General features: G+C 68.4%; 15 protein-coding genes. 11 read left to right on the top strand and 4 right to left on the bottom strand.

The window, feature by feature from the left end:
• From can to ASD69_RS04815, 10 genes are all read left to right on the top strand, one after another.
• The gene (gene can, locus ASD69_RS04855; RefSeq protein ID WP_056174563.1) at positions 1-666 is read left to right on the top strand and encodes a carbonate dehydratase; all 666 of its coding nucleotides are present in this window, start codon (positions 1-3) and stop codon (positions 664-666) included.
• Positions 663-1,106, top strand: a complete 444-nt coding sequence (locus ASD69_RS04850) for a RidA family protein (RefSeq protein WP_056174561.1) — start codon at positions 663-665, stop codon at positions 1,104-1,106. The genes can and ASD69_RS04850 overlap by 4 nt, the downstream gene beginning before the upstream one ends.
• Before the next feature lie 3 nt (positions 1,107-1,109).
• A complete protein-coding gene (locus tag ASD69_RS04845) occupies positions 1,110-1,640 on the top strand; it encodes a 3-hydroxyanthranilate 3,4-dioxygenase (protein WP_056174560.1) in 531 nt (176 codons plus the stop codon).
• A 238-nt stretch (positions 1,641-1,878) separates the two neighbouring features.
• Positions 1,879-2,889, top strand: a complete 1,011-nt coding sequence (locus ASD69_RS04840) for an amidohydrolase family protein (RefSeq protein ID WP_056174558.1) — start codon at positions 1,879-1,881, stop codon at positions 2,887-2,889.
• 9 nt (positions 2,890-2,898) lie between these two features.
• Positions 2,899-3,267, top strand: a complete 369-nt coding sequence (locus ASD69_RS04835; RefSeq protein ID WP_056174556.1) for a 5-carboxymethyl-2-hydroxymuconate Delta-isomerase — start codon at positions 2,899-2,901, stop codon at positions 3,265-3,267.
• Between the two features lie 4 nt (positions 3,268-3,271).
• The gene (gene kynU, locus ASD69_RS04830; RefSeq protein WP_056174554.1) at positions 3,272-4,564 is read left to right on the top strand and encodes a kynureninase; all 1,293 of its coding nucleotides are present in this window, start codon (positions 3,272-3,274) and stop codon (positions 4,562-4,564) included.
• A 113-nt stretch (positions 4,565-4,677) separates the two neighbouring features.
• The gene (locus ASD69_RS21070; RefSeq protein WP_082576268.1) at positions 4,678-5,007 is read left to right on the top strand and encodes a GIY-YIG nuclease family protein; all 330 of its coding nucleotides are present in this window, start codon (positions 4,678-4,680) and stop codon (positions 5,005-5,007) included.
• Between the two features lie 31 nt (positions 5,008-5,038).
• Entirely contained in the window at positions 5,039-6,409 is a 1,371-nt protein-coding gene (locus ASD69_RS04825) for an NAD(P)/FAD-dependent oxidoreductase (RefSeq protein WP_056174551.1), read from the top strand.
• A 4-nt stretch (positions 6,410-6,413) separates the two neighbouring features.
• Entirely contained in the window at positions 6,414-7,856 is a 1,443-nt protein-coding gene (gene sbcB / locus ASD69_RS04820; protein WP_056174549.1) for an exodeoxyribonuclease I, read from the top strand.
• Positions 7,857-8,017: 161 nt separating this feature from the next.
• The gene (locus ASD69_RS04815) at positions 8,018-8,704 is read left to right on the top strand and encodes a DUF2461 domain-containing protein (protein ID WP_056174547.1); all 687 of its coding nucleotides are present in this window, start codon (positions 8,018-8,020) and stop codon (positions 8,702-8,704) included.
• Between the two features lie 75 nt (positions 8,705-8,779).
• Here the strand turns inward: ASD69_RS04815 and ASD69_RS04810 are convergent, their stop codons facing one another.
• Entirely contained in the window at positions 8,780-9,001 is a 222-nt protein-coding gene (locus ASD69_RS04810; protein WP_157489264.1) for a hypothetical protein, read from the bottom strand.
• A gap of 219 nt (positions 9,002-9,220) precedes the next feature.
• Between ASD69_RS04810 and ASD69_RS04805 the strand changes: the two genes are divergently transcribed.
• Complete coding sequence (locus ASD69_RS04805; RefSeq protein ID WP_056174542.1) at positions 9,221-9,781, top strand: DUF2939 domain-containing protein; 561 nt, start codon at positions 9,221-9,223, stop codon at positions 9,779-9,781.
• Between the two features lie 9 nt (positions 9,782-9,790).
• On the opposite strand, the gene ASD69_RS04800 is transcribed toward ASD69_RS04805, so the two are convergent.
• From ASD69_RS04800 to ASD69_RS04790, 3 genes are all read right to left on the bottom strand, one after another.
• Positions 9,791-10,696 (bottom strand): 5'-nucleotidase, encoded by a 906-nt coding sequence (locus tag ASD69_RS04800; protein WP_056174539.1) that lies wholly within the window; start codon positions 10,694-10,696, stop codon positions 9,791-9,793.
• A 210-nt stretch (positions 10,697-10,906) separates the two neighbouring features.
• The gene (locus ASD69_RS04795; RefSeq protein WP_056174538.1) at positions 10,907-11,677 is read right to left on the bottom strand and encodes an NAD kinase; all 771 of its coding nucleotides are present in this window, start codon (positions 11,675-11,677) and stop codon (positions 10,907-10,909) included.
• A 144-nt stretch (positions 11,678-11,821) separates the two neighbouring features.
• Complete coding sequence (locus tag ASD69_RS04790; protein WP_056174536.1) at positions 11,822-16,864, bottom strand: NAD-glutamate dehydrogenase domain-containing protein; 5,043 nt, start codon at positions 16,862-16,864, stop codon at positions 11,822-11,824.
• Positions 16,865-16,885: the final 21 nt, after the last annotated feature.

Here is a 16,885-nt window from a genome sequence, read left to right as displayed (position 1 = left end):
ATGAGCTCACTCGAAAACCTGCTTGGCCGAAACCGCGAATGGTCCGAACGGCTGCGTGCCGAGGACCCCGACTTCTTCGCGCGCCTGTCTAGCCAGCAGGCACCCGAATACCTGTGGATCGGCTGCTCCGATTCGCGCGTGCCCGCCAACCAGATCGTCGATCTCGCCCCCGGCGAGGTCTTCGTCCACCGCAATATCGCCAACGTGGTCGTGCACACCGACCTGAACTGCCTGTCGGTGATCCAGTTCGCGGTCGACGTACTCAAGGTCAAGCACATCCTGGTGGTCGGCCATTACGGCTGCGGCGGCGTGCACGCGGCCCTGCACGGCCATCGCTACGGCCTGGTCGACAACTGGCTGCGCCATGTCACCGACGTCGCCGACAAGCACGTGTCCTGCATCAGCCATGCCCATCATGACGAGCGCCACGACCGCCTGTGCGAGCTCAACGTGATCGAACAAGTGCAGAACGTCTGCCTGACCACGATCGTGCGCGACGCCTGGGCGCGCGGCCAGCCGCTGACCGTGCACGGCTGGGTCTACAGCCTGCGCAACGGCCGGGTCAACGACCTGGGCATGGACATCGAAGCGCACGAGGAACTGCAATCGGCCTACGACTCGGCGATCGCGCGCGTGCATTCCACCCACGGCGGTTCGCCGCGATGAGCGCCGTCGGCGACAGCATCCGCACCGACGCCGCGCCGCGGCCGGTCGGCCTGTATCCGCATGCGCGCCGGGTCGGCGAGCTGCTGTTCCTGTCCGGCATCGGCCCGCGCGATCCGGCCGGCAACGGCATACCCGGCAACGTCCACGACGCCGACGGCCGCCTGATCGCCTACGACATCGGCCTGCAATGCCGCGCGGTGTTCTCCAACGTGCGCGCGGTGCTGGAAGCCAGCGGCGCCGGCTGGGACGACCTGGTCGACGTCACCGTCTACCTGACCGACATGGCCCGCGATTTCGCCGCCTACAACGCGGCCTGGGCCGACGCCTTTCCCGACATCGACCGCGCGCCCTGCCGCACCACCCTGGGCATCACCGCGCTGCCGACTCCGATCGCGATCGAACTCAAATGCATCGCGCGCCTGGCGCGCCCCGCGGAGTAAATCATGCTGCCCGGACCGATCAACCTGCAGGCCTGGATCGAGGAACACCGCCACCTGCTCAAGCCGCCGGTCGGCAACAAGACGATCTACGTCGACGACTTCATCGTCATGATCGTCGGCGGCCCCAACCAGCGCACCGACTACCACTGGGACGAGGGCGCGGAGTGGTTCTACCAGCTCGAGGGCGAGATGGTGCTGCGCATTCAAGAGGACGGCGCCGTTCGCGACATCCCGATCCGCGCCGGCGAGACCTTCCTGCTGCCGCCGCGCGTGCCGCATTCGCCGCAGCGCATGCCCGACTCCATCGGCCTGGTGATCGAGCGCCGCCGCCGTCCCGACGAGGACGACGGCCTGATGTGGTTCTGCGAACGCTGCAACCACAAGCTCTACGAAGAGTACTTCCATCTGCGCAACATCGAGACCGACTTCCCACCGGTGTTCGAGCGCTTCTACGCCTCGCGCGAGCACCGCAGCTGCAAGCAATGCGGGCACCTGAACCCGGCCCCGTCCAAGTACGTGATGCCGGATACCTGAGGCCGCCACGGGGCCGTTGGGTCCGATGCGCGACCCTGCGGACGGCAGCGGCGCTCGGGGCCCCAATCGGGCCCAGCCGGACAGGCGGCCCGATCGGCCCACCGAACGCATCCCGGTCGGTGGCGAAGGCCGTATCCTTGAGTTCCCGCGGTCGCTCATCGACGCAGCCGGGCGAGCTCGCCGCCACGCCCGGCCTGATACGCTCAATCCACCAGGCGATTAAGGTTTCCGGCATTCCGTGCTCAAGATCGACACCCACGCCCACTACCTGCCGCGCGACTGGCCCGACCTGGCGCGCAAGTTCGGCGACGACCGTTTCCCGGTGATTCACCACACCGACGACGGCCGCCACCGCATCTACAAGGACGGCAAGTTCTTCCGCGAAATCTGGTCCAAGACCTGGGACCCGCAGGAACGCATCGACGACTACGCGCGTTTCGGCGTGCAGGTGCAGGTGATCAGCACCGTGCCGGTGATGTTCAGTTACTGGGCCAAGCCGCACCACGCGCTGGAGCTGCACCAGGCCCTCAATGACCACATGGCCGAGACCTGCCGCAGCCATCCGCGCCACTACGCCGGCATCGGCACGGTGCCGCTGCAATCGCCGCGTCTGGCGGTGCAGGAGCTGGAGCGCTGCATGGACCAGTTGGGCCTGCAGGGCGTGCAGATCGGCAGCCACGTCAACGACTGGAACCTGGACGCGCCAGAGCTGTTCGAGTTCTTCCAGGCCGCCAGCGACCTGGGCGCGGCGGTGCTGGTGCACCCCTGGGACATGATGGGCGCGGCCAGCATGCCCAAGTACTGGCTGCCCTGGCTGGTCGGCATGCCGGCCGAGCAGTCGCGCGCGGCCTGCTGCCTGGTGTTCGGCGGCGTACTCGAACGCCTGCCCAAGCTGAAGATCTGCATGGCCCACGGCGGCGGCAGTTTCCCCTACACCATCGGCCGCATCGAGCACGGCTTCAACATGCGCCCCGACCTGGTCGCCACCGACAACCCGCGCAACCCGCGCGAGTATCTGGGACGAATGTACTTCGATTCCTGGGTCGCCGATCCCCGCGCCCTGCAGTACCTGCTCGATACCTGCGGCGTGTCGCGGGTGATGCTGGGCACCGACTATCCGTTCCCGCTGGGCGAACAGGAGCCCGGCGCGGGCATCGCCTCGCTGGCGCTGCCGGAGGCGGACCAGGCGCGGCTGTACCACGGCACCGCCCTGGAGTGGCTGGGGCTGCCCTTGGCGCGCTTCGCCTGAGTTCCAGCGATGCCGCATCTGAGCCTGCAGTACACCGCCAATCTCGAAGGCTACGACGCCGACGCGGCCCTGGCCGAGCTCAATCGCGCGCTCGCGGACAGCGGCCATTTCGACGAATTCGCGATCAAGAGCCGCGCCTTTTTGCTGAACCACTACCGCGTCGACACCGCCGACGGCGGCCGCGCCTTCGTCCACGCGCAGCTCAAGATCCTGCCCGGCCGCAGCGAGGCGGTACGCGGCGCCTTGTCCGCGATCGCGCTCGACGCCCTGCGCCGCGGCCTGCCCTCGCACCATCCGTCCGTGCAGCTGTGCGTCGAAGTCGACGAGCTGTATGCGCCCGCCTACGCCAAAACCGTCCTAGACGCGAACCTGCCCTGAGTCCATGACCGACCTGTATTCCGAATCGCACGCACTGGCGCTGGATGCCGCCGACCCGCTGCCGACCCTGCGCGAGCAGTTCCTGTTGCCGCGCCACGGCGAATCCGAGCAAGCCTACTTCTGCGGCAACTCCCTGGGCCTGCAGCCGCGCGGCGCGCGCGCGCACGTCGAGGAAGTGCTGGACAAGTGGGCGCACGAAGCGGTCGAAGGCCACTTCACCGGTCAGGCCCAGTGGATGTCCTACCATGAGCTGGTGCGCGAGCCATTGGCGCGCCTCGTCGGCGCGCAGCCCTCGGAAGTGGTGGCGATGAATTCGCTGACCGCCAACCTGCATCTGATGATGGCCAGCTTCTATCGGCCCACGCGCGAGCGCCCGGCGATCCTGATCGAGGCCGGCGCGTTTCCGTCCGATCGCCATGCGGTGGCCTCGCAGATCGACTTCCACGGTTACGACTCGGCGGCCGATCTGATCGAGCTGGAACCCGATCAGCCGGGCGGCACCTATTCGATGGCCGCGATCGAACGCGCGATCGTCGAGCACGGTCACCGTCTGGCCCTGGTGCTGTGGCCCGGCATCCAGTACCGCAGCGGTCAGGCCTTCGATCTGGCCGCGATCGCGCGGGTGGCGCGCGCGCAAGGCGCGGTCTGCGGTTTCGACCTCGCCCACGCGGTCGGCAATCTCGAACTCGCCCTGCACGACAGCGGCGTCGATTTCGCGGTGTGGTGCCACTACAAGTATTTGAACGCGGGCCCCGGTGCGGTCGCCGGCTGTTTCGTGCACGAGCGCCATGCGCGCACGCAGCGTCCGCGCTTCGCCGGCTGGTGGGGCCATGAAGCGGCCACGCGCTTCCGCATGGGGCCGCAGTTCGTGCCCACGCCCGGCGCCGACGGCTGGCAGCTCAGCAACCCGCCGATCCTGGGCCTGGCGCCGCTGCGCGCCTCGCTGGACCTGTTCGACCGCGTCGGCATGCCGGCCCTGCGCGCGAAATCGCTGCGCCTGACCGGTTACCTGGAGGCGCTGATCCGCGAGCGTTTGTCCGAGACCCTGCAGATCGCCACGCCGGCCGATCCGGGCCAGCGCGGCTGCCAGCTGTCCCTGCGCGTGATCGGCGGCCGCGGTCTCAGCGGCCGAGACGCCGGCCGCGCACTGTTCGACTACCTGGCCGCGAACGGCGTGCTCGGCGACTGGCGCGAACCGGACGTGATCCGGATCTCCCCGGCGCCGTTGTACAACACGCATGCGGATGTGCTGCGATTCGTGCGGGCGGTGGATGCTTGGAGGAACTCTGGCTCTTAAAGCTGTCATTCCCGCCGAGGAGCTCTGGCTCTTAAAGCTGTCATTCCCGCCGAGGAGCTCTGGCTCTTAAAGCTGTCATTCCCGCGAAGGCGGGAATCCAGTGACCCCACGTCATGAGCAAATCGCCGGCAGTCTATGTCCTGGCAAGCTCCCGCAAGGGAACGCTATACGTCGGCGTTACCAGTGATCTAGTGAGTCGCATTTGGCAGCACCGCGAACACATCACCGACGGTTTCAGCAAGCGATACGATGTCACGCGTCTGGTCTGGTACGAACTGACCGAATCGATGGAAAGCGCGATACAACGCGAGAAGCAGATCAAGAAGTGGAATCGGGAATGGAAAATACGCCTGATTGAAGAGCGGAATCCGACCTGGAGGGATCTATGGCCGGAGATTGCAGGTAACGCTGAAGTCCCTGGATTCCCGCCTTCGCGGGAATGACGGCAAGAACAACAGCTTAGAGCGAAACGCCTTGAACACACCCGCACCCCACAAACACCTCACCATCATTGGCGCAGGCCTCGCCGGCGCGCTGCTGGCCACCCTGCTGGCGCGGCGCGGCTGGGACGTGGATGTGTACGAGAAGCGCGGCGATCCGCGTTTGAAGGGGTATCAGGGCGGGCGTTCGATCAACCTGGCCCTGGCCGAGCGCGGTCTGCACGCGCTGCGCCTGGCCGGCGCCGACGCGGCGGTGATGGCGCAGGCGGTGATGATGCGCGGGCGCATGGTGCATTTCCTCGACGGTCGCACCGACCTGCAGCGCTACGGGCGCGACGACAGCGAAGTGATCTGGTCGGTGCACCGCGGCGAGCTCAACCTGATCCTGCTGCAGATCGCCCAGGACGCCGGCGCGCGCCTGCATTTCCATCGCGGCCTGCAGTCGGTGGACTTCGATGCGCGGATCGCGCGCTTCCTCGACGAACGCGACGGCAGCCTGCACGAGACCAGCTTCGGCAGCCTGGTCGGCGCCGACGGCGCCGGCTCCGCGCTGCGCGCGGCGATGAACCGCGCCACCGATCTGGGCGAGCGCACCGAATTCCTCGGCCACTCCTACAAGGAACTGGAGATCCCGCCCGCGCCCGACGGCGGCTTCAGCGTCGAACCCAATGCGCTGCATATCTGGCCGCGCGGGCGCTACATGTGCATCGCCCTGCCCAACGACGAGCGCACCTTCACCGTCACCCTGTTCCTGCCCAACGAGGGCGAGCCCAGTTTCGCCAGCATCCGCGACGGCGCCCAGGCGCGCGCCTTGTTCGAGCGCGACTTCGCCGACGCCCTGCCGCTGATCCCGAACCTGGAGCAGGACTTCGAACGCAATCCCGCCGGCCTGCTCGCCACGCTCTACCTGGAACGTTGGCACCTGGACGAACGCGCGGTGCTGCTGGGCGACGCCGCGCATGCGATGGTGCCCTTCCACGGCCAAGGCATGAACTGCGCCTTCGAAGACTGCGTCGCCCTGGCCCAGCAGTTGGAGGACGGCGCCGACCGCGCCGCCGCGTTCGCCGCGTTCCAGGCCCAGCGCCTGCCGAACGCGCGCGCGATCCAGGCCATGGCGCTGGAGAACTACCTGGAGATGCGCGACCGCGTCGACGACGACGACTACCTGCTGCAGCGCGCCCTGGAGCGGCGCCTGGCCGAACGCCACCCCGACCGCTTCATGCCGCGCTACGCCATGGTCACCTTCCACCGCATGCCCTATGCGGTCGCGTTCGAGCGCGGCAACCTGCAGCGCGAATTGCTGGTCGAACTGACCCGCGGCCACGACAGCCTGGACACCCTGGACTGGGACCGCGTCGACGCAGCGGTGCGTGCGCGCCTTTCGCCGTTACCCGTGGACGACTGAACGCATGCCCGCCAGCTTCCTGTTCTACGACCTGGAGACCTACGGCGCCGACCCGCGCACGACCCGCATCGCCCAGTTCGCGGCGATGCGCACCGACGCGGATCTGAACGAGATCGAGGACCCGATCAGCGTCTTCGTCAAACCCGCCGACGACCTACTGCCCTCGCCCACCGCGACCCTGATCACCGGCATCGCGCCGCAGGACGCTCTGCGCGAGGGCATGAGCGAGGCCGAGGCCTTCGCCCTGATCTACGACGAAATGGCGCGTCCGGAGACCTGCAGCCTGGGCTACAACTCGTTGCGCTTCGACGACGAGTTCGTGCGCTACGGCCTGTTCCGCAATTTCTACGATCCCTACGAGCGCGAGTGGCGCGGCGGCAATTCGCGCTGGGACCTGCTCGACGTGCTGCGCCTGGCCCACGCCTTGCGCCCCGACGGGCTGATCTGGCCGCGGCGTGAGGACGGCCTGACCTCGTTCAAGCTCGAACACCTGGCCCTGGCCAACGAGGTACGCATCGGCGACGCCCACGAGGCGCTGTCGGACGTGCGCGCCCTGATCGGCCTGGCGCGCAAGTTCAAGGCCGCGCAGCCGCGCCTGTGGGATTACGCCCTGCGCCTGCGCGACAAGCGCTACGCCGCCAGCCTGCTCGACGTGGTCGGCATGAAACCAGTGCTGCACGTTTCGCAGCGCTTCCCGGCCAGCCGACTGTGCGCGGCCGCGGTGCTGCCGATCGCGCGCCATCCGCGCATCGACAGCCGGGTGATCGTGTTCGACCTGGATCAGGAACCCGACGCCCTGCTCAGCCTGGACGCCGACGCGATCGCCGATCGTTTGTACACGCCCCTGGCCGATCTGCCCGAGGGCGAGACCCGGGTCGCGCTGAAAGAAGTGCAGACCAACCGCTGTCCGGCGCTGATCGCCTGGGACCACCTGCGCGAACCCGACTTCGAGCGCTTGAAGATCGACCCGGCCGTGATCGAACGCCGCGCGGCGGTGCTGCGCGCGGTCGGCCCGGCCCTGGCCGACAAGGTGCGTCGCGTCTACGGCGCCGAACGCGAACGTGCGGCCGCCGACGCCGACGCCTCGCTCTACGACGGCTTCATCGGCGACGGCGACAAGCGCTTGTTCACGCAGGTGCGCACCACCGCGCCGGTCGAATTGGGCGCCGCCAGCTTCGGTTTCCGCGACGCGCGCCTGCCCGAACTGCTGTTCCGCTACCGTGCGCGCAACTGGCCCGACACCCTGACGCCGGCCGAGCACGAGCGCTGGAACGACTACCGGCGTCGGCGCCTGTACCAGGACGCGGGCCTGGCCGAATACAACTTCGAGCGCTTCCACGCCGAACTGGCCGCGCTGCGCCAGACCCACGCCGAGGACGGCGCGCGCCTGGCCCTGCTCGATCGACTCGAGGCCTGGGGCCGCGATATCGACGCCGGCTTGGCGTGAAAGCCAGGAGTGAGCGGGGAGAAGTGAGGAGTGAGCGAAAGCGGTCGACAGCTCGTTGCTCGCGGCTCATTTCCTGTCTTGAAGCGCATAGGGGTGAGCGGCGAGCCAAAGCGGGGTAATCTCGGGCTCACTCCTCACTTCTCCCCGCTCACTCCTCGCTTATGAGCCGCTATTTCTCCGACGCCAGCTTCAAGTTCCTGCGCGGTCTGGCGCGCCACAACGAGCGCGAATGGTTCCAAGTCCACAAGGCCGAATACGACGAGCAGGTGCGCGCGCCGTTCCAGCGCCTGCTCACCGACCTGCAACCGGTGCTGGCCGGGGTCAGCGAGCACTACCGCTCCGAGCCCAAGACCGTCGGCGGTTCGCTGTTCCGGATCCAGCGCGACACCCGCTTCGCCAACGACAAGACCCCGTACAAGACCTGGCAGGGCGCGCGCCTGTTCCACGAACGCGGCCGTCAGGTCGAGGCGCCGTCGTTCTATCTGCATCTACAGCCGGGCAATTGCTTCATCGCCGCCGGCCTGTGGCACCCGGAGCCGGATTCGCTGCGCCGCATCCGTCATTTCATCCTGGACAATCCGGGCAGTTGGAAGGCCGCGGCGCACGATCCCAAGTTCCGCCGCCGTTTCGACCTCGACGAGGACGAGATGCTGGTGCGCATGCCGCGCGGCTTTCCCGACGACTTCGAGTTCGCCCACGACCTGCGCCGCAAGAACTTCGTGGCCCTGCGCGCGATCGACGACGAGGTGATGACCGGCCCGCGCCTGCTCAAGACGCTGCAAACCGACTTGAGCGGGCTGGCGCCGTTCACCGACTACCTGTGCGCGGCGCTGGATCTGGAATTCTGAGAACGAATCCGAGGCGCGGCCCGCAGGCGACAGCGGCGGGCCTGGCCGCCACCGCTGACGCCGGCCTTGCCGCGTTTACGAGAAAGGACAGACCAAGTAGCTGATCTGCACGTCTTCGGTGGCGATGCCGCCGCTGGTCAAACGTCCCTTGCAGTCGCGTTGCGCCCAGCCCACGTGCTGGCCGTCCTGGTAGTACTCGTGCACCTCGCCCACGTACACGGGCGGAATCGCCCACGCCGCGGTCGCCACCGCCAGCAACGCCAATCCCAGCGCCCACATCGGTTTCTTGTTACGCATCGTTCGCTCCTTGCCGTGCGCCGGCCTCATTGCCGGCGACCACGACCTTAGCCGCTCGCGCCGCGTTCGCGCGCACGCCCTGGCGCAGCGCGCACCCGCTTCGACGCAAGCGCGTACACGACGGGCGCCGGGCCCGCGTCGCGCCCGCAAAGGCCGACATTCATCACGCGCGGACGCCACGGCGCTAAGCTGGGCCCTTCCCGTGCCCGGTAGGCCCGTATGAAGAAGTGGATCGCCCTCGTCGTCCTGGTGCTGCTGTTGCTGGTCGGCTACGTCGCCGCCGGCCCGTATCTGACCGTCAACGCGATCCGCAAGGCGGTGCAGGAGCAGGACACCGCCGCCTTGTCCAAGCACATCGATTTCCCGGCTCTGCGCCTGAGCCTGAAGGCCCAGCTCGAGGACTACCTGGTGCGCGAGGCCGGCGAGGATGTGCAGGCCAATCCCTTCGGCGCGATCGCGGTGCGCATCGCCAGCGGCGTCGCCGGCGGCGCGGTCGATGCGCTGGCCACGCCGGTCGGTATCGGCGCGGTGCTGGAAGGCCGCAACCTGTTCAACCGCCTGGGCGGCGGCGGGCGCGGCCAGGACAGCTACGCGCCCAACATTCCCGCCGATCCGCTCAAGGACGCCAAGTACGGCTTCGAGTCGCCGTCGCGCTTCACCGCCACGGTCAACAACGCCGACGGCGAACCGGTGGTGTTCGTGCTGACCCGCTCCGGCTTGAGCTGGAAACTTAGCGACATCCGCCTGCCCTTCGGCGACGCCGCGCCCACGCCTCGCTGAGCGCCGATCTCAGCGGTTGGCGACGCCGTGCGGTACGTGGCCGGCGGCGACATGGTCGCGCGCCGAAACGATGTTGTGTTCGGAATCGTCGAAGAAGATATCGGCGCCGAAGGCTTCCAGAAACGGCCCCTTGGCGCGGCCGCCTAGAAACAGCGCCTCGTCCAGGCGGATGCCCCATTCGCGCAGGGTGCGGATCACGCGCTCGTGCGCCGGCACCGAACGCGCGGTGACCAGGGCGGTGCGGATCGGCGCGTCCGGGCCGATCGGGAACGCCGCCTGCAGGCGATGCAGGGCATCCAGAAAACCGCGGAACGGCCCGCCCGACAGCGGCTCGCCGGCATGTTCGCGCTCGTGCTTGGCGAACGCAGCCAGACCGCCCTCGCGCGACACGCGCTCGCCTTCGTCGTCGAAGATCACCGCGTCGCCGTCGAAGGCGATGCGCAGCTGGTCGTGGCGCTGCTGCGGCGCCTTGGCCGGCAGCAAGGTAGCGGCGGCGACCCCGGCGCTGAGCGCGTTGCGCACGTCCTCGGCGTTGGCCGACAGGAACAGGTCGGCGCCGAAGGGCTTGATGTAGGGGAACGGCGGCGCGCCGTTGCTGAAGGCCGCGCGCTTGATCGACAGGCCGTGGTGGGCGATCGAATTGAAGATGCGCAGGCCGCTGTCGGCGGAATTGCGCGAGATCAGGATCACCTCCACCCGCGGCGCCTCCGCCGGCGCGCCGTCGTTGAGCGCGAGCAGCTTGCGCACCAGCGGAAACGCGATGCCTGGCGCGAGCAGATCGTCCTCGTGCTGGCGCTGGAAGCTGGCGTAGGCGTCCAGGCCCTCGCGCTCGAACAGCAAGTGGCTCTCCTCCATGTCGAACAGGGTTCGCGAGGAGATCGCTACGATCAAAGGGTCGGCGTCGCGGTCGGGCATGCGGCTATTGTGCCTCCTGCGGCGTCTCAGCGCTTGCGACGGCGGCGCCTGCACGACGGGGCAGCGGCTTGAGGCGCGATCCGAGTCGGCCCTCCGCGTGCCGACGCGGCCACCTCCCTGAGTGGGAGCAGCGTGAGCCGCGATCGCGCAGCTGCATGGAGAGACGGTCGCGGCTCACGCCGCTCCCACAGGAAGCCAGCGGCGCCCGCCTCAACCGCTGGTGAACTGCTCGATCAGCATGCGCTCTTCGAGGTTGTGCTCGGGATCGAACAGCAAGGTCACGGTACGGTCCAGCGACTCGCGGATCATCACCTCGACCACGTCGCGTACCTCGTGCGAATCGGCGGTGGCGCTGACCGGACGCTTGTAGGGGTCGAGCACGCGGAAGCGCACCTCGGTGTCGGCCTTGAGCAGCGCGCCGCGCCAGCGGCGCGGACGGAACGCGGCGATCGGGGTCAGCGCGATCACGCTGGAGCCCAGCGGCAGGATCGGGCCGTGGGCGGAGAAGTTGTAGGCGGTGCTGCCGGCCGGCGTCGCCACCAGCACGCCGTCGCAGATCAACTCGTCCAGCCGGGTCTGGCCGTTGAGATCGATGCGCAGATGCGCGGCCTGGCGGGTCTGGCGCAGCAACGAGACCTCGTTGTAGGCCAGCGAGCCGACGGTGGCCCCGGATTCGGTCTGCGCGACCATCTCCAGCGGCCGCAATACCGCGGGTTCGGCCGCGGCCAGGCGTTCGAGCAAGCCCTCGCCGTGTTGGTTCATTAGGAAGCCGACCGTGCCCAGCTTCATGCCGTACACCGGCTTGCCGAGGCTGCCGTAGCGATGCAGGGTCTGCAGCATGAAACCGTCGCCGCCCAGCGCGACCAGGACATCGGCATCGGCCGGCTCATGCTGTCCGTGCGATGCGATCAGCTCGGCGAGCGCGCGTTGCGCTTCGTCGATGGGACTGGCGAGGAAGGCGATGCGAGGCGTCGCGGTCATCGGCGGCTCCGAACGGATGGCGACCGCAGCATAACCCGCGCCAGGGGAAATGCCGATGACGGCGGATTCCGCGGGGATGCGCAGGCAGACAAAGCCGTGGCGGGAAAACCGCGCCCCTCCCCCATCGGGAGAGGGGCGCGTGGATCAGCCGCGCGAAGCCAGCTGCGACAGGCGCTGCACCGCGACCGAGGCGGTCGGGTAGTCCAGGGCCTTCTGCGCGGCGAGTTCGTTGAGCATCGCCAGGGTGAAACGCAGGGAGACGTCGTCACGCTCCAGCCACTGCTTGACCTTGGCTTCGGCGCTGGCGCCCGGCATCGCCAGGACCTGGCCGACCAGGATGCGCTGCTGGGTGCCCAGCTCCTCGCGCAGCACGCCGCGTGCGACCGCGTGCCAGCGGCCGTCGACGGTCAGCGCGTCGATCTGCTCCAGCAGCCACGGCAGGCGCAGCGCCTCGCCGAGGCGGAAGTGGACCTTGGCCACATCGACCGGCTTGAGCTTGCGCTCGCGCGCGACCTCGATCACGTCGCAGCTGGGCTCCAGGTAGGGCAGCGCCGCGAGCTGGTCGGCCAATGCGACCGGCACGCCCTTGGCCTTCCAGTCGGCGAAGCTGGCCTCGTAGACCGGTCGCTGACCGTCGCCGAGGATGCCCTTGCCGGCGCGGATGTCCTTGAAGCCGTCGTGATAGCGCGCGACCGCGGTGGCGATGTCCGGAATCGCGCCCGGACGCGACAGCAGCCAGCGCGTGAACGAACGCTGCAGGTTCCAGATCACCTGCAAGGCGTCGATCTGGGTGGACTCGGCGACCTTGCCGTCGAGCGCGTCGATCTGCGCCCACAGCTCGCGCGCGTCCAGCGTCTCGCGGGTGATGGTGAAGGCCTTGGCGACCTCGCCCGGGGTGCGGCCGCTGTCTTCCTGCATGCGCAGCAGGAAGGTCGCGCCCATGCGGTTGATGGTGGAGTTGGTGACCGCGGTGGCGATGATCTCGCGCTTCAGGCGGTGGTTCTCCATCGCCTTGGCGTACTTCTTCTGCAGCGGCTCGGGGAAGTAGCGGACCAGTTCCTTGGACAGGTACGGGTCTTCCGGCACGTCCGAATCCAGCAACTGCTGGAACGCCACCAGCTTGGAGTAGGACAGCAGCACCGACAGTTCCGGACGGGTCAAACCCTGGCCGCGCGCCTTGCGCTCGGCGATCTCGGCGTCGGACGGCAGGAACTCGATCTGGCGGTCGAGCAGGCCCTGCGATTCCAGGGTGCGGATGAAGTGCTGCTTGGAGCCCAGGCGCGACAGACTCATCCGCTCCATCAGGCTGATCGCCTGGTTCTGGCGGTAGTTGTCGTTGAGCACCAGCCCGGCGACCTCGTCGGTCATCGAGGCCAGCAGCTTGTTGCGCTCGGGCAGGGTCAGCTTCTTGGTCTGGACCTGGCCGTTGAGCAGGATCTTGATGTTGACCTCGTGGTCCGAGGTGTCCACGCCGGCCGAGTTGTCGATGAAGTCGGTGTTGAGCAGCACGCCGTGCAGCGCGGCCTCGATACGGCCGAGCTGGGTCAGGCCCAGGTTGCCGCCCTCGCCCACCATCTTGCAGCGCAGCTCGTTGCCGTTGACGCGCAGGCCGTTGTTGGCGCGGTCGCCGACGTCCAGGTTGGACTCGCTGCTGGCCTTGACGTAGGTGCCGATGCCGCCGTTCCACAGCAGGTCCACCGGCGCCTTCAGGATCGCGCTCATCAGCTCGGTCGGGCTGAGCGCGGCCACGCCGGCGTCGATGCCCAACGCGGCCTTGATCTCCGGCGACAGCGGGATCGACTTGGCCGAGCGCGGGTACACGCCGCCGCCCTTGCTGATCAGCTTCTTGTCGTAGTCGTCCCAGCTCGAGCGCGGCAGCTTGAACATGCGCTCGCGTTCCTTGAACGTCCTGGCCGCATCCGGGTTCGGGTCGAGGAAGATGTGGCGGTGGTCGAACGCGGCCAGCAGGCGGATGTGCTGGCTCAGCAGCATGCCGTTGCCGAACACGTCGCCGGACATGTCGCCGATGCCGACCGTGGTGAAGTCCTGGGTCTGGCTGTCGCGGCCGAGGCTGCGGAAGTGGCGCTTGACCGACTCCCAGGCGCCCTTTGCGGTGATGCCCATGCCCTTGTGGTCGTAGCCGACCGAACCGCCCGAGGCGAACGCGTCGTCGAGCCAGAAGCCGTGCTCGGCGGCGATGCCGTTGGCGATGTCGGAGAAGGTCGCGGTGCCCTTGTCGGCGGCGACGACCAGGTAGGGATCGTCGTTGTCGTGACGGACCACGTCGCGCGGCGGCACGATCTTGCCGTCGACGATGTTGTCGGTGACGTCGAGCAGGCCGTTGATGAACATCTTGTAGCAGGCGATGCCTTCGGCCAGCACGGCGTCGCGATCGCCGCCGACCGGCGGACGCTTGGCGAAGAAACCGCCCTTGGAGCCGACCGGCACGATCACGGTGTTCTTGACCATCTGCGCCTTGACCAGGCCCAGCACTTCGGTACGGAAGTCCTCGCGACGGTCCGACCAGCGCAGACCGCCGCGCGCGACCGGGCCGAAGCGCAGGTGCACGCCTTCCACGCGCGGGCCGTAGACGAAGATCTCGCGGTACGGACGCGGCTTGGGCAGGTCCGGTACCTGCGCCGAATCGAACTTGTAGCTGACGTAACCGCGCTCGCCGCCGTTGGCCGGGCGCTGGTAGTAGCTGGTGCGCAGGGTGGCGTCGATCACGCCGATGAAGCTGCGCAGGATGCGGTCCTCGTCGAGGCTGGCGACGCGGTCGAGCAGACCCTTCAGGGTCGAGCGGGTCACGTCGACCTGCTGCTCGCGCTTGCCGTTACGGGCCTCGATCACCGGCTGCAGCGCCGCCAGCACGGCCGCGTCGCCGCCGGCCAGCGCTTGCAACTGCTGGCTCAGGCGTTCGATGCCGGCCTTGATATCGGCCTTGCTTTCCTTGCCGGTGCAGGGATCGAAGCGGGCTTCGAACAGCTCGACCAGCAGGCGCGCCAGCAACGGATAGCGGAAGAAGGTTTCCTCGACGTAGCTCTGCGAGAACGGCACGCCGACCTGCAGCAGGTACTTGCAGTAGGCGCGCAGCATCGCGACCTGACGCCAGGACAGGTTGGCGGCCAGGATCAGGCGGTTGAAGCCGTCGTTCTCGGCGTTGCCGCGCCAGATCTGGCCGAACGCGTCCTCGAAGGTCTCGTCCAGGCGCGACACGTCGACGTCGGCGCCGACGGTCTCGACCTCGAAGTCCTGGATGTACAGCGGGGTGTCGCCGGCGATCAGGCGGTAGGGGTGCTCGGAGATCACCCGCAGGCCCATGTTCTCCATCATCGGCAGCGCGTCCGACAGCGGAATGTCGTCGTGCTGGCGGTAGAACTTGAAGCGCAGACCGCCCTCGCCGCTGCCGATGCGGCGCAGGTTGAGGCGCAGGTCGTCCGGGCCGCTGAGCGCGGCCAGGTGCTCGATGTCGTTGGCGGCGACCGCGGCCGAGACTTCGTCGACGTAGCCGGTCGGCAGCGCGCGGCCGTACTGGTTGATCAGGGCCAGGCCGCGCTCCTCGCCGTGGCGGGCGACCAGGGCCTCGCGCAGCTCGTCGCGACGGTCGCGCACGATCTGGGCCAGTTCGGCCTCGATCGCGGCGTTGTCGATCTGGATCGCCTCGCCCGACTTCGGCCGCACGATCAGGTGCAGCTGGGCCAGCGGCGATTCGCCGATCAGCACCGTGGTGTCGACCTGCTCGCCGTGCAGCATGCGCTTGAGCATGGCCTCGATGCGCAGACGCACGTCGGTGTTGAAGCGGTCGCGCGGGATGTAGACCAGGCCGGAGAAGAAACGGCCGTAGCGGTCGCGGCGCAGGAACAGCTTGCTGCGTACGCGCTCCTGCAGGCCGAGGATGCCGGTGGAGGTGCGCAGCAGTTCCTCTTCGCCGGACTGGAACAGCTCGTCGCGCGGCAGGGTTTCGAGGATGTGGCGCAGGGCCTTGCCGCTGTGGCTGTCGGAGGACAGGCCGGACTTGTCCATCACGTAGGCGTGGCGCTGGCGCACCAGCGGGATGTCCCAGGGGCGGCGGTTGTAGGCGCTGGAGGTATACAGGCCGATGAAACGCTCCTCGCGCACCGGCTTGCCGTCGGCGTCGAAGCTGAGCACGCCGATGTAGTCCATGTAGCCCGGACGGTGCACCGACGAGCGCGCGTTGGTCTTGGTCAGGATCAGGGCGTCGACCGAACCCGACTGCGGCATGTAGTGCGCCGCCAGCGAGGTCAGCGGACGCGGCTTGCCGGCGTCCTGGCCGCGCAGCAGGCCCAGGCCGCTGTCGGGCACCGCGCACAGCACTTCCTGGCCGCCCTTCTTGGTGACTTCGTATTCGCGATAGCCCAGGAAGGTGAAATGGTTGTCGGCGGCCCAGCGCAGGAACTCCTGCGCCTCGCGGCGGCCGTCGTCGCTGACCGGCAGCTTGCGACCGCCCAGGGCGTCGGCGACCTCGCCCATCTTGTCGCGCATCCGCGCCCAGTCGCGCACGCTCGCGCGCACGTCCTCGAGCACGGCTTCCAGCGCCTTCTGCACGCGCGGCATGGCCTCGACCGACTGGCGGTCGATCTCCAGGTGCATCAGCGATTCGGCCACGCCCTCGCCGACGGCGACGATCTTGCCGCTCTTGTCGCGGCGGAAGGTCACCACCGGGTGGCCCAGCACGTGCACGCCGATGCCCTGCTCGGCCAGCGCCATGGTGACCGAGTCGACCAGGAACGGCATGTCGTCGTTGGCGATCTGCAGCACGGTGTGCGCCGATTCCCAACCGTGGGTCTTGATGGTCGGGTTGAACAGGCGCACCAGCGCCTTGCCGGTCTTGCGCGCGCGCGCGAACTCGAGGAAGTCGCTGGCCAGCGCGGCCCAGCCGTCGGCGCTGTGCTGCGGCAGCTCGTCGCCGCTCATGCGGCGGTAGAAGGCCTGGGCGAAGGCCTCGGCCTCGGCGTGGCGCGCCTTGGGCAGGCGCTTGCGCATCGCGGCGATGATCGGCTCGAGGGACACCGCGTCGCTCTTGGGCGCGGCGGGCTGGCTGACGTTGCGCTTGGCGACCGGCTTGCTGGCTGCCGCCTTGGTGGCCTTGGTGGCTGCGGCCTTGGCGGGTGCCGATTTCGAGGCGGCCTGGGCGGTCGGTTTCGCGGCTTTGGGTTTGCTGCTCATGGGAACTTGGAGGTCCGATGG

It is taken from the genome of Lysobacter sp. Root604 (assembly GCF_001427505.1).
Taxonomy (GTDB): Bacteria; Pseudomonadota; Gammaproteobacteria; order Xanthomonadales; family Xanthomonadaceae; genus Lysobacter.
The sequence above is the reverse complement of the archived record's forward strand: the minus strand, read 5'-3'. Positions and strand labels throughout refer to the sequence as shown.

What these genes read in the sequence shown, in the direction of transcription:
- ASD69_RS04815 (WP_056174547.1), top strand. Translation starts at nt 8,018, where the DNA reads ATGAGCCGCTATTTCTCCGACGCCAGCTTCAAGTTCCTGCGCGGTCTG.
- ASD69_RS04810 (WP_157489264.1), bottom strand. Translation starts at nt 9,001, where the DNA reads ATGCGTAACAAGAAACCGATGTGGGCGCTGGGATTGGCGTTGCTGGCG.
- sbcB (WP_056174549.1), top strand. Translation starts at nt 6,414, where the DNA reads ATGCCCGCCAGCTTCCTGTTCTACGACCTGGAGACCTACGGCGCCGAC.
- can (WP_056174563.1), top strand. Translation starts at nt 1, where the DNA reads ATGAGCTCACTCGAAAACCTGCTTGGCCGAAACCGCGAATGGTCCGAA.
- ASD69_RS04850 (WP_056174561.1), top strand. Translation starts at nt 663, where the DNA reads ATGAGCGCCGTCGGCGACAGCATCCGCACCGACGCCGCGCCGCGGCCG.
- ASD69_RS04790 (WP_056174536.1), bottom strand. Translation starts at nt 16,864, where the DNA reads ATGAGCAGCAAACCCAAAGCCGCGAAACCGACCGCCCAGGCCGCCTCG.
- ASD69_RS04835 (WP_056174556.1), top strand. Translation starts at nt 2,899, where the DNA reads ATGCCGCATCTGAGCCTGCAGTACACCGCCAATCTCGAAGGCTACGAC.
- ASD69_RS04845 (WP_056174560.1), top strand. Translation starts at nt 1,110, where the DNA reads ATGCTGCCCGGACCGATCAACCTGCAGGCCTGGATCGAGGAACACCGC.
- ASD69_RS04800 (WP_056174539.1), bottom strand. Translation starts at nt 10,696, where the DNA reads ATGCCCGACCGCGACGCCGACCCTTTGATCGTAGCGATCTCCTCGCGA.
- ASD69_RS04805 (WP_056174542.1), top strand. Translation starts at nt 9,221, where the DNA reads ATGAAGAAGTGGATCGCCCTCGTCGTCCTGGTGCTGCTGTTGCTGGTC.
- ASD69_RS21070 (WP_082576268.1), top strand. Translation starts at nt 4,678, where the DNA reads ATGAGCAAATCGCCGGCAGTCTATGTCCTGGCAAGCTCCCGCAAGGGA.
- ASD69_RS04795 (WP_056174538.1), bottom strand. Translation starts at nt 11,677, where the DNA reads ATGACCGCGACGCCTCGCATCGCCTTCCTCGCCAGTCCCATCGACGAA.
- kynU (WP_056174554.1), top strand. Translation starts at nt 3,272, where the DNA reads ATGACCGACCTGTATTCCGAATCGCACGCACTGGCGCTGGATGCCGCC.